At 72.2% G+C, this 15,141-nt stretch carries 12 protein-coding genes; 4 read left to right on the top strand and 8 right to left on the bottom strand.

Features of this window, described 5'->3' with window-relative positions:
* Positions 1-366: 366 nt before the first annotated feature.
* Both GXP76_RS26595 and GXP76_RS26590 read right to left on the bottom strand, forming a co-directional pair.
* Positions 367-2,013 carry an amidohydrolase gene (locus tag GXP76_RS26595; protein WP_242574143.1) on the bottom strand — a complete coding sequence of 549 codons (1,647 nt, stop codon included), beginning with the start codon at positions 2,011-2,013 and terminating at the stop codon, positions 367-369.
* A gap of 497 nt (positions 2,014-2,510) precedes the next feature.
* Positions 2,511-2,951, bottom strand: a complete 441-nt coding sequence (locus tag GXP76_RS26590; RefSeq protein WP_242574142.1) for an Lrp/AsnC family transcriptional regulator — start codon at positions 2,949-2,951, stop codon at positions 2,511-2,513.
* A 204-nt stretch (positions 2,952-3,155) separates the two neighbouring features.
* Here GXP76_RS26590 and GXP76_RS26585 point away from each other — a divergent pair, with 204 nt between their 5' ends.
* Positions 3,156-3,554, top strand: coding sequence for a hypothetical protein (locus tag GXP76_RS26585; protein WP_242574141.1), 399 nt, complete (start codon positions 3,156-3,158; stop codon positions 3,552-3,554).
* A gap of 118 nt (positions 3,555-3,672) precedes the next feature.
* Here the strand turns inward: GXP76_RS26585 and GXP76_RS26580 are convergent, their stop codons facing one another.
* Entirely contained in the window at positions 3,673-4,845 is a 1,173-nt protein-coding gene (locus GXP76_RS26580) for an acyl-CoA dehydrogenase family protein (protein WP_242574140.1), read from the bottom strand.
* 425 nt (positions 4,846-5,270) lie between these two features.
* Here GXP76_RS26580 and GXP76_RS26575 point away from each other — a divergent pair, with 425 nt between their 5' ends.
* Positions 5,271-6,512 carry a glycoside hydrolase family 18 protein gene (locus GXP76_RS26575; RefSeq protein ID WP_242574139.1) on the top strand — a complete coding sequence of 414 codons (1,242 nt, stop codon included), beginning with the start codon at positions 5,271-5,273 and terminating at the stop codon, positions 6,510-6,512.
* A gap of 80 nt (positions 6,513-6,592) precedes the next feature.
* Here the strand turns inward: GXP76_RS26575 and GXP76_RS26570 are convergent, their stop codons facing one another.
* Together GXP76_RS26570 and GXP76_RS26565 are read right to left on the bottom strand one after the other, a co-directional pair.
* Positions 6,593-7,249, bottom strand: coding sequence for a TetR/AcrR family transcriptional regulator (locus tag GXP76_RS26570; protein ID WP_242574138.1), 657 nt, complete (start codon positions 7,247-7,249; stop codon positions 6,593-6,595).
* 125 nt (positions 7,250-7,374) lie between these two features.
* Positions 7,375-8,781 carry a peptidase C39 family protein gene (locus GXP76_RS26565; protein ID WP_242574137.1) on the bottom strand — a complete coding sequence of 469 codons (1,407 nt, stop codon included), beginning with the start codon at positions 8,779-8,781 and terminating at the stop codon, positions 7,375-7,377.
* A 188-nt stretch (positions 8,782-8,969) separates the two neighbouring features.
* Here GXP76_RS26565 and GXP76_RS26560 point away from each other — a divergent pair, with 188 nt between their 5' ends.
* Together GXP76_RS26560 and GXP76_RS26555 are read left to right on the top strand one after the other, a co-directional pair.
* A complete protein-coding gene (locus tag GXP76_RS26560) occupies positions 8,970-9,599 on the top strand; it encodes a hypothetical protein (RefSeq protein ID WP_242574136.1) in 630 nt (209 codons plus the stop codon).
* 373 nt (positions 9,600-9,972) lie between these two features.
* Complete coding sequence (locus GXP76_RS26555) at positions 9,973-11,883, top strand: AAA family ATPase (RefSeq protein WP_242574135.1); 1,911 nt, start codon at positions 9,973-9,975, stop codon at positions 11,881-11,883.
* Positions 11,884-11,970: 87 nt separating this feature from the next.
* Here GXP76_RS26555 and GXP76_RS26550 read toward each other — a convergent pair whose 3' ends face one another.
* The 3 genes from GXP76_RS26550 to GXP76_RS26540 form a co-directional block, all read right to left on the bottom strand.
* Positions 11,971-13,080, bottom strand: a complete 1,110-nt coding sequence (locus tag GXP76_RS26550) for a hemolysin family protein (protein ID WP_242574134.1) — start codon at positions 13,078-13,080, stop codon at positions 11,971-11,973.
* A complete protein-coding gene (locus GXP76_RS26545) occupies positions 13,077-14,501 on the bottom strand; it encodes a hemolysin family protein (protein ID WP_242574133.1) in 1,425 nt (474 codons plus the stop codon). Before GXP76_RS26545 ends, GXP76_RS26550 begins: the two co-directional genes overlap by 4 nt.
* A gap of 182 nt (positions 14,502-14,683) precedes the next feature.
* The gene (locus tag GXP76_RS26540) at positions 14,684-15,139 is read right to left on the bottom strand and encodes a PH domain-containing protein (RefSeq protein WP_242574132.1); all 456 of its coding nucleotides are present in this window, start codon (positions 15,137-15,139) and stop codon (positions 14,684-14,686) included.
* Between the last annotated feature and the right edge of the window lie 2 nt (positions 15,140-15,141).

The following is a 15,141-nucleotide window of genomic DNA, read 5'->3' as shown; positions in this document are numbered from 1 at the left end:
ACCCGCCGGCTGCGGGTCGACCGAGAGCCGTTGTCTACTGAACGCCGGGGCCCTACCCGGGTCTCACCCGCCGACCGGCAGAAACCTTCCCTCGCCCCCGAGGCGCGGGCGCTGAACCTGGCTCCCAGCGGTGGCGCGCCGGTGCGGCGCACCACCCCATGACCCAGCGGCGTTCGACGACTGCGTGGGAGTTGCCGGTCGGACGTCCTTTGGTGGACCCGGCCGAACCTACCGGCCGGTGCGTGCGTGCTGTCAACACTCCTTCGACCTGCGGAAATTACCTGTTTCCGCAGGTCAGCGGGGAAGATCCGCTGGTCGCGACAGTGGCCGGCAGGCATCGGTCGGCCGTACGGAAACGCGGGTACATCACTCGTTCGGTCGCACGAACACCGTACGTCCGCCCACCACGGTCCGCAGACAGCGGGGCAGGGCCGCGCCAGGGGTGAGATCGGGCAGGCCCGGCGTGCCCGAACGCGGGTCGGTGGACCAGCGGGAGACCCGGTCGTCCGGGGCCTGGACGATCAGTTCCTCGGTGCGCCACACCGCGTAGTCGGCGGGGGCGCCGGGCACGAGCACCCCCGTGTCGTCCCTGCCGACGGCGCGCCCGCCGCCGCGCGTATGGGCGGTGAAGGCGGCCCGTACGGAGATCCGGTGGGCGGGTGTGCGGTGGAAGGCGGCGGCCCTGATGGTGCCCCAGGGGTCGAGCGGGGTCACGGGGCTGTCCGAGCCGAAGGCGAGCGGGACACCGGCGCGCAGGAGCGCGGCGTACGGGTTGAGCGTGCCGGCGCGCGCCTCCCCGAGCCGGTCGGCGTACATGCCGGCCGTACCGCCCCACGCCGTGTCGAACGCGGGCTGGACGGAGGCGGTGAGGCCGAGTTCGGCGAAGCCCGCGACGGTCTCGGGGGTCATCATCTCGGCGTGCTCGACCCGGTGGCGGGCGGCCCGGATCCGGGCGAGGCCGAGCGTCTCCGCGGCAGCGCGCGTCCCGGCGACGACCGCAGCGACCGCGGCGTCCCCGATGGCGTGGAAGCCGGCCTGGAGACCGGCCTCGGTGCAGGCCGTGACATGGGCGGCGATGTCGGCCGCGTCGAGGTGGGCGGCGCCGGTGTGGGGCGCGTCGGCGTACGGCTCGCTCAGCCAGGCGGTGTGCGAGCCGAGTGAACCGTCCACGAAGAGATCGCCCGCCGCGCCGACGGCGCCGAGTTCCCGGATCCGCGCCGCGCCCTTGGCGTCGCTGATCCGCTCGGCCCAGTAGCCGTGGACGCGCGGGCCCGGCTCCTCCTCGGCGAGCCGCAGGAGCCCGGTGAAGTCGTCTTCGGCGGAGATGTCGGGGCCGGCGCACTCGTGGAGGGTGCCGATACCGAGCGACGCCGCGCGGGCGCGCGCGACGCGCTGCGCCTCGGTGCGCTGCGCCGGGGTCACGGCGGCGTGCGCGGCGGCGCGTACGGCGTGGTGGGCGTCGCCGGTCAGCGGAGCGTCCCGATGGAATCCGGCCAGGCCGGTGACGCCCGGCACCAGATCGAGCAGCGCGGTGGTGACGACGGCCGAGTGGACGTCCACGCGCGTCAGATAGAGCGGTCTGCCACCCGCCGCCTCGTCGAGTTCGGCGCGGGTGGGCGCCCGGCGCTCGGGCCAGCGGGCGGCGTCCCAGCCGTGCCCGAGCAGCACCCGGTCGCCGGGGTGCGCGGCGCGGTGGGCACGCACGAGCGCGAGCGCGTCGCCGAGGGTTCCCGCGCCGGACAGGTCGAGTCCGACGAGGGCGAGGCCGGTGGCGGTGGTGTGGACGTGCGCGTCGGTGAACGCCGGTGTGACGAGGGCGCCTTCGAGGTCGACGGTCTCGTCGACACCGGAGGCGAACGAGTCGGCGGCGCCCTCGGAGCCGACCCAGGCGACATGGCCGCGCTCGACGACCATCGCCGTGGCGAAGGGGTCGGCGGGACTGTGGACGTCTCCACCGCGCAGCAGCACGGTGCGGGGTTGGCTCGGGGTCTGCGGGGCGGCGCGATCGTTCATGACGCCCAGTCTCCCGGCTCGCGGAACGGCGAGTGCACGCAGGGGTACGAGAGCGGGCACTGACGGCGCCGCCCGGCGGGTGGGCCGAAGGGGCGCCGCCGTCGAAAGGCGGAGCGCGCGGGGCAGCGCGCCGTGGCCGTAGGCGTCGGGACTTCACGACGGCCATGAGGCCGGCGCCGGGCGCGGACGTTGCCACGGAGCGCCCCGAGATCGATCTCGCCCCGAAGTACCAGCGGCCGAACACAGCCCGACCACGGCTGCTGATCCCGCGCCCCCACCGCCAAGACGGTGCGAGACACCACCCGGCGAGTGAGCCGAAGGGGCGCGGCGGTGTCGAAAGGGAGAGCGCGCGGAGGCCCCGAGGAACGAGGGGGCGAGCACGGTCGACCGTCGACACCGGCTCGAAGCGCCCCGGAGGCGAACCGAGCCGCAAAAGACAAAAACACGACCGTCGACACCGGCTCGAAGCGCCCCGGAGGTGAACCGAGCCCCAAAAACTAAAAGTGCGGGGCCCTCGCCTCGTACGGCGTCGACAGGACGACCGTCGTGCGCGTGGAGACCCCCGCCAGGGTGCGGATGCGTGTCAGCAGGTGCTCCAGTTCCAGTGGCGTGCCCACCCGCACCTTGAGGATGTAGTTCTCCTCGCCGGCCACGCTGTGGCACGCCTCGATCTCGGGGATCGGGGCGAGCCGTTCCGCGATGTCGTCCGGTGCGCTGGGGTCGAAGGGTTTGACCGAGATGAACGCCGTCAGCGGCAGGCCGACGGCTTCCGGGTCGACGACGGCCGCGTAGCCGCGTACGACTCCGCGCTGCTCCAGCCTGCGGACCCGCTGATGCACCGCCGAGGTGGACAGACCCGTGGCCTTGCCCAGGTCGGTGTAGCTCATCCGCCCGTCCTTGACGAGCAACTCCACGATCTGACGATCCAGCTCCTCCATGCGGATCAACCTATTGCCCCGGGAGGCTTCCGGCACAGCCGAGGGCGTACCGGATCGTCACCTGCGCCGGGCATGTGACGAAGACCACAGGTATGTCGCGGGGTCCGTCGAGACCTTACGGTTACCTGCCTCGCGCGACGGGAATTGCTTGCTGTGGTCGAGGCCGCACGTGGCTCTTCGGCCCACCCGAGGGGGAGTGTCTCCATGCAGAGCCTGAAGCGCACCGGACGTATCGAACCGGAGCCCGTTGATCCCGTCGAGGCCGATGAGCTCGACTTCTACGACACCTTCGAGATGTACCGGGTCGTGTGCCCGGACTGCTCCCAGCCGATCGCCCTGCTGGCGGACGAGGACAGCCTGCCGGAGCACGCGCTCTGCCCCAGCCCGTGGACCCCGTTCGTCCTCACCGTGTGCGCGGGTACGGGCCGTTCGGCCCAGGACGCCCGGCCGGCCGACGAATCGCTCGACGCCCAGGAGCAGGACACCGCACTGCTGCTGACGCTCCCTCAGGGGCTGGACTGGCGGACACAGCCGTTCTCCCACGCGGGCGGCCCGAGTTCACGTCCGTTCAAGCTGCCGCACCTGCGGCGGGACGCCGCCTGACGCACCGTCACTCAGGGATTGGCGCGACGGGCCAACGACGTGATCGCCCGTCAACTCACCCGCTCCGTCCGCCGGTTGATGAGAAACCGGCGGACGGAGCGGTGTGAGGGCCGGGTGTTCAGCGGGTCTCGGGCCCCGCGAGATGGCGGGCGATCACCATCCGCTGGATCTGGTTGGTGCCTTCGACGATCTGGAGCACCTTCGCCTCGCGCATGTAGCGCTCGACGGGGAAGTCGGCCGTGTAGCCGTAGCCGCCGAGCACCTGGACGGCGTCCGTGGTCACCTGCATCGCGGTGTCCGTGCAGAACAGCTTCGCCATCGCGGCCTGCCGGGAGAACGGCAGGCCCGCGTCGCGCAGTCGCGCCGCCGCGAGGTACAGGGCCCGTCCCGCCTCGATGCGGGTGGCCATGTCGGCGAGCATGAAGCGCAGCCCCTGGAAGTCGGCGATGGGGCGGCCGAACTGCCGGCGCCCCGTCGCGTACTCCACGGCCTCGTCGAGGGCCGCCTGGGCGACGCCGACGGCGCAGGCCGCGATCCCGAGACGGCCGGAGTCGAGCGCGGAGAGGGCGATCGCGAAGCCCTGCCCCTCGTCGCCGATCCGCCGGTCGTCGCCGATCCGGACGCCGTCGAAGTGGAGTTGGGCGGTGGGCGAGCCGTTCATGCCCATCTTCTTCTCGGGCGCGGCCGCGACCAGTCCCTCGGCGTCGCCGGGCACCAGGAAGGCCGAGATGCCTCCGGCGCCGTCGCCCCCGGTGCGCGCGAGCACGGTGTAGAAGTCCGCGACCCCGCCGTGGGTGATCCATGCCTTGGTGCCGGTGATCACCCAGTCGTCGCCGTCCCTGACGGCCTTCGTGCGCAGTGAGGCGGCGTCGGAGCCGGAGGCGGGCTCGGAGAGGCAGTACGCGCCGAGCAGACCGCCGCCGAGCATGGCGGGGAGGTGCTTGGCCTGTTGGTCGGCGGTGCCGTACGTGGCGAGCGCGTGGCAGGCGAGGGAGTGGACGCTGACGCCGAGGCCGACGGTGAGACGGGCCGCGGCGAGCTCTTCGAGGACCTGGAGATAGACCTCGTACGGCTGGTCGCCGCCGCCGTGCTCGGAGTCGTACGGCAGGCCGAGCAGGCCCGATTCGGAGAGGAGGGAGAAGTTCTCCCGGGGGAAGTGCCCCGACGCCTCCTCCTCGGCCGCCGCGGGGGCGATCTCCCGCTCGGTGATGTCGCGTACGAGTGCGAGCAGGTCCTTGGACTCCTCGGTGGGCAGCTGACGATCCACCGGTCGCGGGGCGCGGTCGGGCATGGCGGCGCTCTCCTCCCTTTCGGGGCGCTACGGCGGTCGCGCACGCAGGGTGTGGCGGCGCCGCCGGTCGAGGCCCGGGGGCGGGTCCCCGGGCCGGATACCTGCCCAGCCGATGCTGCCTTCCCGGATCACGGGGCGGGCTGACCAGCGGCTGTGGCGCGTTGAGTATGCCCGATCGGCGGGGTGTAGTCACGGGCGGTCGGGCCCCGCACCGGTTCCGTCCGTGCGGTGCCGGGCGGGGCGGCCGCGGGGAGGCGCTCCGGCCGCTGTCGGGCGGTCGTGCGGCTTCCGTCGAGATCTGCCGGGAAGTTGGTCCGCACCATTGACCCACTGGTCTAGTCCTTCTAACGTCCCGGTGAACACTCTTCGCGTCCATGCCAAGTCGACGGCACGGGCGTCGATCTCCCTCCCCACGAGGAGACCTCATGCTCAGACCGCACCGTCCCCGCACCCGTTTCCGCGCGCTCGTCGCCGCGGCGTGCACCGCCGTTCTCGGCGTGTCGCTGCTCGCCGGCGCCGGTACCGCCGCGGCGGACCAGGAGAAGACCCCGGCGGCCCCCACAGCCGCCGGTGAGAAGGTCATCGGATACTTCGCCAACTGGGGTGTCTACGACCGCAATTACCACGTCAAGAACATCGAGACCTCCGGGTCCGCCGACAAGCTGACGCACATCAACTACGCGTTCGGCAACGTCCAGGGCGGCAAGTGCACGATCGGCGACGCCTTCGCCGACTACGAGAAGGCCTACACCGCCGACCAGAGCGTCGACGGTGTCGCCGACGCCTGGGACCAGCCGCTGCGAGGCAACTTCAACCAGCTCCGCAAGCTCAAGGAGCTGCACCCGGACCTCAAGGTGATCTGGTCGTTCGGCGGCTGGTCCTGGTCGGGCGGCTTCGGTGAGGCGGCGAAGGACCCGGCCGCGTTCGCCAAGTCCTGCCACGACCTGGTCGAGGACCCCCGCTGGGCCGATGTCTTCGACGGCATCGACATCGACTGGGAGTACCCGAACGCCTGCGGTCTGACCTGTGACACCAGCGGGCCCGACGCGTTCGCGAACATGGCGTCGGCGCTCCGTACGGAGTTCGGCGACGACCTGGTGACGGCGGCCATCACCGCCGACGGGTCCGAGGGCGGCAAGATCGACGCCACCGACTACGGCACGGCGGCCCAGTACCTGGACTGGTACCTGCCGATGACGTACGACTTCTTCGGCGCGTTCGCGGCGCAGGGCCCCACGGCTCCGCACTCGCCGCTCACGTCGTACGACGGCATCCCGCAGGAGGGCTTCAACTCCGACGCGGCGATCACCAAGCTGAAGGCCAAGGGCGTTCCCGCGGAGAAGCTGCTGCTCGGCATCGGCTTCTACGGGCGCGGCTGGACCGGGGTCACCCAGTCCGAGCCGGGCGGCACCGCGACGGGCGCGGCGGCCGGCACGTACGAGGCGGGCATCGAGGACTACAAGGTCCTGAAGAACACCTGCCCGGCCAACGGCACCGTGGCCGGTACGGCGTACGCGCACTGCGGCAACAACTGGTGGAGCTACGACACCCCCGCCACCATCGGCACCAAGATGGACTACAAGAACGAGCAGGGCCTGGGAGGCACCTTCTTCTGGGAGCTCAGCGGCGACACGAGCGACGGTGAGCTGATCAAGGCGATCGACTAGCCGCTCGGAGCACATGATTCGCCGGCGCGCGCCGGGCGGGCTCAGCGAGCCCGCCCGGCGTCCGTCCGCCCGGCGGGCCGTCAGCGGCCGGTGTACGGGGTGAAGTCCGGGTCCGGCGGGGGCGCCGGGCACTCCGGCGCGAACTCCTCGATCGTGTTGAGCGTGTGCCGCAGCATCCGCACCAGCAGATCGCGCGGTATCTCCCGGGTCAGCTCGTCCCGGTGCTCCAGCCATTCGAGCGTCAGCCACTCGACGCTGCTGAGCCAGCCGAGCAGGGCGAGTCTGGCGATCGGCGGGATGTCCTTGCGGCCGTACGCGCCCTCGGCGACGGTGGAGACCAGTCCCGTGCGCACCGCGTCGCGGATGGCCTGCACCTGGGTGTCGAAGCCGACGCCGCCCGTGATGATCGTCCGGTAGGCGGCCTCGTTGAACTCCGCGAAGCGGAGGTACGCCTCGACCGTGCGCTGTACGCGCTGGGTGCTCGGCAGGTCGGCGCCGCCCGCCGCGAGCGAGACCAGTTCCATCACCGAGTCCTCGATGATGGCGAGGTAATAGCCGCGCTTGTTCTTGAAGTAGTAGTAGATCAGCCCCTTGGCGACGCCCGCGTGCTGCGCGATGTCGTCCATCGACAGGGCGTCGTACGACGTGTCGGCGAACAACTTCCGGCCGGTGGCGATGAGTTCGGAGCGACGGGCCTGCGCCCGCTCACTCTCGCCACGCTGCTGCCTGTTGTTCAAATCCGCGCGTCCCAGGTCTCGGCTGTCACAGGAGATCCGCAGTATTGCAGACCCGCTGCCCGGGGCCGAGGGCGCCTGTGGCGGTGGGGAGGCCCCCGGGCGCCTCCCGGCGCCCGCGGGACGGCTCAGCGCACGCCTACGGCCTCCAGCGCCTTGCGCTGGGCCGAGGTGGGCTCCACGGGCCAGTAGAGGTAGCAGACGCCGCCGGTGCCGGAGACGACGGTGCCCGAGGCGTTGTACCGCTTCGTCCTCAGCCAGATGTTCTCCCACTCCCGGCGCTTGTAGATCCGGCGTACCGCCTCGTTGCTCGGCGAGGCCGGGTCGTTGGCGATCACGTCGCCGGCGGCCGTGAAGCCGATCACGGTCATCAGATGGCCGGAGGTGCCGTAGCCCGCGCCGGTCAGCTCGCTCGCCAGGAAGGACTGCGAGGTGATCACCGGGATGCCCGCGCGGATCAGCCGCTCGACGTCGGTGAGCGAGCCGAGCCGGGTCACGACGGCGTTCATGTCCTCGTAGGCGGCGGCGTACGCCGCGTTGAAGGGCCAGTTGCCGCAGCCGTCGTACTGGTAGTCGAAGGTGAACCGGGCCGCGTGGCAGACCTGCGGGTCGGCGAAGTCCGGGTTCACCCAGGCCAGATCGGCGGCGGTGGGCTTCCGGCCCCAGTACTCGATGATCATCTGTGAGGAGGTGGGGCTGCACCACGCCTCGCCGCCGTTGTCGTACTCCGGGTACTGGCCGATGTGCGTGTTCTGCGAGTAGCGCGGCACGGTCAGCTCGCGCGCCACCCGGGGCCCGGCGGCCGGGACGGTGAAGCGGTCGGGGATGTCCGAGGCCATCGCGCCGACCCGCCGGACCGTGGGCGTGAGCGTGGTGCCCGGCTTGCGGTGGAGCGTGAGGCGGAGCTGGTACGACACGAGGCGCAGCCCGCTCGCCGGGTCGTCGACGGCGAAGGTGTCGGTCCAGACGCTGCTGCGGTCGTCGGTCTGGTCGTCGACGGACGTACGGCGGATGTCGCCGTCCCCGGACGCCCAGCGGCCCATCACGTACCAGGGCGTCGCCCCGCCGTCGGAGTAGGTGCCGCGCAGCTCGGTCTGGATCCAGGTGCCGGCGGGGGTGTCGGCGTTCCAGGAGGCGATCGCCTCGGTGGCCGGGACCCTGGAGCGGTGGACGGGCGAGGTCCAGGTCGCGTACTCCCAGGTGCTGGTCTTCCCGGTGTGCGGGTCGGTGTAGTCGGTGGTGCCCGCGGGGGTGGCGAAGGCCAGACCGGAACGGCTGCCGGAGAGGACCTTGGTGCCGTGGGCCGTTCCGCCGCGCCAGTCGGCGGCCGAGCTCCAGAACCGGTTGTCCACGGGAGTACCACCCGCACGGCGGTGGGCGGCCGGCGGCCCGGAGCGCCCGGACGGTGCCGAGGGTGCGGCGGCCAGGGCCGGCGCCGCGGCGGAGAGCACGCCCGCGCCGGCCGCCGCGAGGGCGGTCGCGAGCACCGTACGGCGCGACGCCGGGCTGTTCCAGGATGCTGCTGGGCTGTTCATGGGACCCCCGGGTCACTGGTCTCTTCACTGGTATGTGCACGACAGTCCGTCAACTATCGCGGCTCCCGAACGGCTTCGGCCAGCGATTCGTCTCGCGTCGCCCGACCAATATTGGTCTCCACCACTGACACCGGTTCACCGTGCGGGGACCGCCCCGGACGGAGCCCCTCCGCGCATAGGCTGACCGGGTGGACGACCTCACCGAAGCCGCGACGACCCTGCGCGCGCTGCCGCCCTCCTGCGGCCCGGTCCGGATGGTCGCGGTCGACGGCCACGCCGGTTCCGGCAAGAGCACCTGCGCCGCGCGGCTCGCCGCCGCGCTCGGCGGCGCGCCCGTACTGCACCTGGACGACCTGGCCACGCACGACGCGTTCTTCGACTGGACGCGGCGACTCACCGACGAGGTGCTCGGCCCCCTCTCCCAGGGCGCGACCGCCCGGTACGCGCCGTACGACTGGACGCTGCGGCGCTTCCGCGCGCCCCTTCCCCTGCCTCCCGCGCCGGTCGTCCTGATCGAGGGGGTCGGCGCGGGCCGCGCGGCGCTGCGCCCGTGGCTGGCGAAACTGCTGTGGATGGACCGGGGCGCCGAGGAGTCCTGGCGCCGGGGCCGCGAGCGCGACGGACCGGAACTGTCGGCCTTCTGGGACGGCTGGACGCGGGCGGAGACGCGCCATTTCGCGGCTGATCCCTCGCGTCCCTTCGCCGATGTTCTGGTGCGCGAGTGGCAGGAGGGATACAAGTGGCTGCCCGGAACGCGTGCGAATGCGCCAGAGGTTGAACCTGTCACCTACGGTGACCGGACATTCCCTCCGTACTGAGCAGTCGGAAATCAGCCCCGAAGGTGCCTCAACTCGGCTTGACCAAGGGGTGGGACAGGTCTTACGTTCTCAATGTGCGGCTTTTCGGAGCCGCCGCGGACGCGAAGCCCCCGGTTGTTCCCCCGTGATCGGGGGCTTCGTTCTGCTCTCTTCGCCGCCTCCCGGCGCCGCCCCTCACTCAGCGATCACCCTGGGTCACCGGCGTGGGCGGGCCGGCCGCGCCCTTATTCGCGCACTCTCCGCGCAGGTACGATGCCCCTTGGTTGGGTAGGTCAGGGGTCAATTCCCGTCCACGACAAGGTGGTTCAGCACGCTCTGCCGACGGGCGCCCGCCCGGCGGGACATCACGGGGTCATGGTTTGTGGGGGGCCTGATGGACATCGGCACGCAGGGCGCTGGAGCCCCGGCCGATCTCGCGTGGGTACGTGGTGTGGACGCCTACACGATGGGGGCGTACCCACAGGCGGAGGAGGAGTTCCGGGAGGCCGTCAGGCTCGATCCCGGTATGGCGGACGGCTGGCTGGGGCTGCACGCGCTGCGGGTCGACACCACGACCGCGCTGCTGCACATGTACCGCCACCGTGACCGCTTCGGCGAGCAGCGCTCCCGCCACCGCCGCACACTCAACTCCTGGTACTGGCTGGGCTGGTGGGTGCAGCCCGTACTGGAGAGCCGGCGCGACCTGCTGCTCGCGCACGCCTCCCACTGGCTCGACGGCCGGCACGTGCCCGAGCTGGACCGGGCGCTCGCCGGGCTGCCGCCCGTGGACGCCGATCCGCACGTGCGTTTCCTGCACGCCTGCCGGGCCTATCTGGTCAAGGACTGGGACCAGTTGGTGCGCCACACCGAATCGCTCGTCAACGACCCGCTGCTGGGCATCGAGGCGGGTCTCTTCGGCGGTATGGCACGCGTCCGGCTGGAGATGTACGGACAGGCCGAGCCGCTGCTGTCGACATCGCTGATGCGCTGCCGCAGCGAACAGCCGCAGCGCAAGGAGCTGCGCTACTGGCTGGCGCGCGCGCACGAGGGGACCGGGCGGAGCGCCGCGGCGCTGCCGCTGTACCGGGCCGTGCACCGGACGGACCCGACGTTCATGGACACCGCCGCCCGGCTCGCGGCGATCACCGACTCCGACGGGTACGACGGGGCGGACGATTCGGCGGGGCTCGCCTCGGTCGCGCTGGCCGGTTACGGCCAGGACGCGCTGGACGCGCAGGTCGACGGCGATTACCCGCAGGGCCCCGACCCGCGGCAGGGCACGGACGGCCAGTCCCCCTTCGGCGCGGGCGCGCCGCCGAACCCGGCGGACCCGGCGGACGGGATACGGGAGAAGGCGGGCGTACCGTCGCAGCCCGCTCCCCCGCAGTTCCCCGACCGCCCGACCGACCCGGTCCTGCTCGCCGAGGCGCTGGCCGAACTGGAGCGGATGGTCGGTCTGGAACCGGTGAAGCGCCAGGTCAAGGCGTTGTCCGCGCAGCTCAACATGGCGCGGTTAAGGGCCGGTCAGGGGCTGCCCGTACAGCCGCCCAAGCGTCACTTCGTCTTCTCCGGCCCCTCGGGCACCGGCAAGACGACCGTCGCGCGCATCCTCGGCCGTGTCTTCTACGCGCTGGGGCTGCTCGGCGGTGACCATCTGGTCGAGGCCCAACGGGCCGATCTGGTCGGCGAGTTCCTGGGCCAGACGGCGGTGAAGGCGAACGAGCTGATCGACTCGGCGATCGGCGGGGTGCTGTTCGTCGACGAGGCGTACAGCCTCGCCAACTCGGGCTACAGCAAGGGCGACGCGTACGGCGACGAGGCCCTTCAGGTGCTGCTGAAGCGCGCGGAGGACAACCGGAACCATCTCGTGGTGATACTCGCCGGCTACCCGGAGGGCATGGACCGGCTGCTCGCCACCAATCCCGGTCTCTCCTCGCGTTTCACGACGCGCGTCGACTTCCCGAGCTACCGGCCCCTCGAACTGACCGCGATCGGTGAGGTGCTGGCCGCCGAGAACGACGACGTGTGGGACGAGGAGGCGCTGGACGAGCTCCGCAGCATCAGCGGCCATGTCGTCGACCAGGGCTGGATCGACGAACTGGGCAACGGGCGTTTCCTGCGCACGCTCTACGAGAAGAGCTGCGCGTACCGCGATCTGCGGCTCGTGGGATACGGCAGCACACCGGGACGCGACGATCTCGCCACGCTGCGGCTGCCGGATCTGATGCAGGCGTACGGCGAGGTGCTGTCGGGCCGGGGGCCCGCGGACCGGGGGCGCGGGCCGGGGGATCCGCCGCAGTTCTGACCGGCCGGGCCCGGCGGCGGTCCCGTTCCCCGGCGCCGGACGGCCCGCCGTAGGGGCGGGGCCGTCCGGCGCTCGCGGGAGCCGCGTTCAGTGCGCCAGGACCTGGTCCGACGGATCGGGCGGGCCGGCCTTGCCGCCCGCCCGCAGCGCCACCGGCAGCGTCGCCTCCCGGTGGGCCGGGTCCCGTACCTCGCCGACGAGCGTTTCCAGTACGTCCTCCAGCGCGACCAGCCCCAGTACCCGGCCGGACCCGTCGGCGACCTGCGCGAGGTGTGTGGCGGCCCGGCGCATGACGGTGAGGGCGTCGTCCAGCGGCAGTTCGGCCCGCAGGGTCGTCATCGGCCGCCAGATGTGCTGCGGTACGGCGCGCTCCCGCTCCTCCAGGTCGAGCACGTCCTTGACGTGCACGTACCCCATGAAGACCCCGGCGTTGTCGGCGCAGACCGGGAAGCGGGAGAAACCGGTGCGGACCGTCAGCTCCTCGATCTCGCGGGGCGTGACGGCGGGCGTCACCGTCACCAGCCCGGCCCGGGTGAGCAGGACGTCGGTGACCGGCCGGGAGCCGAGCTCCAGGGCGTCCTCCAGCCGCTCCTGCTCCGCCGGTTCGAGGAGACCGGCCTGGCCGGAGTCCTCCACGAGCCGGTTGAGCTGCTCGCTGGTGTAGACGGCCTCCACCTCGTCCCTGGGCTCGACGCCGAAGGCCCGCAGGACCAGGCCGGCGCACGCGCCGAGGCCCGCGGTGACGGGGCGGCAGAGCCGGGCGAAGCCGACCAGGCCGGGGCTGAGCCAGATCGCGGTCCTCTCCGGTGCGGCCATCGCGAGGTTCTTCGGGACCATCTCGCCGATGACCAGGTGCAGGAAGACGACCGCGGCGAGGGCGACGAAGAAGCCCAGGGGATGGATCAGCCCCTCGGGCACGTGGGCCGCGTGGAAGAGCGGTTCGAGGAGACGGGCCACGGTGGGCTCGGCGACGGCGCCGAGCGTCAGGGAACAGATGGTGATGCCGAACTGCGCGGCGGCCATCATCTGCGGAAGGTTCTCCAGGCCGTGCAGCACCTGGCGCGCGCGTGCCGATCCCTGGGCGGCCAGCGGTTCGATCTGGCTGCGGCGTACGGAGACGAGCGCGAACTCGGCCCCGACGAAGAATCCGTTGGCGAGGACGAGCAGGACGGCGAAGAGGAGCTGGAGGGCGCTCACCGGGCCGCCTCCGCCGTCGCGGGAGCCTGCGCCGGGGTCCGGGCGGGTGCCGGGGCCGCCGGTGTCGCTCCGGGCCGGGCCGGGGGCGCGGCCGGGACCGGCAGGGGGACGTCGCCGGTGCGTACGAGCCGCACCCGTTCCGCCCGGTAGCGGCCGACCTGCCGGACGGAGAGCCGCCAGCCGGGCAGCTCCGCCCGGTCGCCCGGCGCGGGGATCCGGCCCAGCAGGTCGGCGACGAGTCCCGCCACCGTCTCGTACGGCCCGTCGGGCACTTCGAGCCCTATCCGCTGAAGCGTGAGGACCCGGCAGCTGCCCTCGGCGTCCCAGGTGGGCCGCCCGTCGTCGGTGGCGACGGAGGCGAGTTCGGGCCGGCCGTCGCCCTCGCTGTCGTGCTCGTCCAGGACCTCGCCGACCAACTCCTCGACGATGTCCTCAAGGGTGACGACCCCGGCCGTGCCGCCGTACTCGTCGACGACCACGGCGATGGGCTGCTCGCTGCGCAGCCGCTCCAGGAGCTGCTGCACGGGCAGTGTCCCGGGCACGAGCTGGGCCTGCACGGAGATCCGGCCGACCGGTACCCGTCGGCGTTCGTGCGCGGGGACGGCGAGCGCGTCCTTGAGGTGGGCCATGCCGACGATCTCGTCGATGCGCTCGCGGTAGACCGGGAAGCGCGAGAGGCCGGTGGCGCGCGTCAGGTTCAGTACGTCGGCCGCCGTCGCGTCCGACTGGAGGGCTATGACCTTCACGCGCGGGGTCATGACGTGCTGCGTGGTGAGGTGGCCGAGGGACAGGGTCCGTACGAAGAGGTCGGCCGTGTCCTGTTCGAGGGCGCCGGCCAGTGCGGAGTGCCGGGCCAGCGAGACCAGTTCACCGGGCGTACGGGCGGAGGCCAGTTCGTCGGTCGGCTCGACGCCGAACAGCCGCACCAGCCGGTTGGCCACCGCGTTGAGCAGGGTGATCACGGGCCGCAGGACGGTGGCGAACAGATGCTGCGGTCCCGCGACGAAGCGCGCGACCTGCAACGGCCGGGAGACCGCCCAGTTCTTCGGTACGAGTTCGCCGATGACCATCTGGACGGCGGAGGCGAGGAGCACACCGATCACCACGGCGAGACCGGGCACGGCCCCTTCGGGCAGACCCGTCGCGGTGAGCGGGCCGTCGAGCAGCCGGGCGAGCGCGGGCTCGGCCAGCATGCCGACGACGAGGGAGGTGATGGTGATGCCGAGCTGGGTGCCGGAGAGCTGGAAGGACAGCTCCCGCAGGGACCTGACGACGGCGCGGGCGCGGCGGTCACCGGCCGCCGCCGCGCGTTCGGCGTCCGGGCGGTCCACGGTCACGAGGCCGAACTCGGCCGCCACGAAGAATCCGTTGGCGAGGATGAGAAGGAATGCCGCGGCGAGCAGCAGAAGGGGGATGGTCATGCCGCCGCCTCTTCAAAGGCGGCGGCGCGGGTACTACCGGATGATCCGTCCATTGCTGGAGGGAGTCACTCCTCGGGTCGCAGGATGCCCCGCGGGCCGGTACTCACGGCCGTCGGATGCGGGGCGGGGCGCACCTGGCGCCGCCGTCCCCAGAGTAGCCACTGGGACGGGCACCGCAATGTTCACGCCGGACCGGTGTCCGTGGCCGCGCCCCCGCCGGTGTCCGTGGACGCGTCATCGCCGGCCTCCGTCGCCGACTCCGCGCCGGTGCCGTGCGACTCCGCGAGGGCGCGCAGCGTCCGCGCGTCGCGTACGGCCTTCTGCTTGGCGACACCGGGCTGGATGCCCAGCGCGGCCAGGCTGGTGCCGTCGCTCAGGTCGAGGAAGACCCACGGGTCGCCGACCCGCAGGTTGACGCGCACGATCTCGGCCCACTCCAGGCGCCGGGTGCGGGTGATGTTGACCACCGTGACACCCGTGTCGTCGGCGACGACCTTGGGGCGGCTGAGCAGGACCAGCACTCCGAAGAAGAGCAGACCGACGAAGACGAAGCTGATCCGCTCCCCCGCGTTCAGCTTCTCCAGCATGACGGACATGGCCGTGATGACGACGAGCATGACCGTCCCGACGGAGAGCAGGA

The organism is Streptomyces sp. NP-1717, from assembly GCF_022695985.1.
In the GTDB taxonomy this organism is placed as follows: Bacteria; Actinomycetota; Actinomycetes; order Streptomycetales; family Streptomycetaceae; genus Streptomyces.
This window is presented reverse-complemented; position numbering and strand designations above follow the sequence as displayed.

Coding starts and splice junctions, on each gene's coding strand:
- GXP76_RS26545 (WP_242574133.1), bottom strand. CDS start 14,501: ATGACCATCCCCCTTCTGCTGCTCGCCGCGGCATTCCTTCTCATCCTC.
- GXP76_RS26555 (WP_242574135.1), top strand. CDS start 9,973: ATGGACATCGGCACGCAGGGCGCTGGAGCCCCGGCCGATCTCGCGTGG.
- GXP76_RS26580 (WP_242574140.1), bottom strand. CDS start 4,845: ATGCCCGACCGCGCCCCGCGACCGGTGGATCGTCAGCTGCCCACCGAG.
- GXP76_RS26590 (WP_242574142.1), bottom strand. CDS start 2,951: ATGGAGGAGCTGGATCGTCAGATCGTGGAGTTGCTCGTCAAGGACGGG.
- GXP76_RS26565 (WP_242574137.1), bottom strand. CDS start 8,781: ATGAACAGCCCAGCAGCATCCTGGAACAGCCCGGCGTCGCGCCGTACG.
- GXP76_RS26595 (WP_242574143.1), bottom strand. CDS start 2,013: ATGAACGATCGCGCCGCCCCGCAGACCCCGAGCCAACCCCGCACCGTG.
- GXP76_RS26575 (WP_242574139.1), top strand. CDS start 5,271: ATGCTCAGACCGCACCGTCCCCGCACCCGTTTCCGCGCGCTCGTCGCC.
- GXP76_RS26585 (WP_242574141.1), top strand. CDS start 3,156: ATGCAGAGCCTGAAGCGCACCGGACGTATCGAACCGGAGCCCGTTGAT.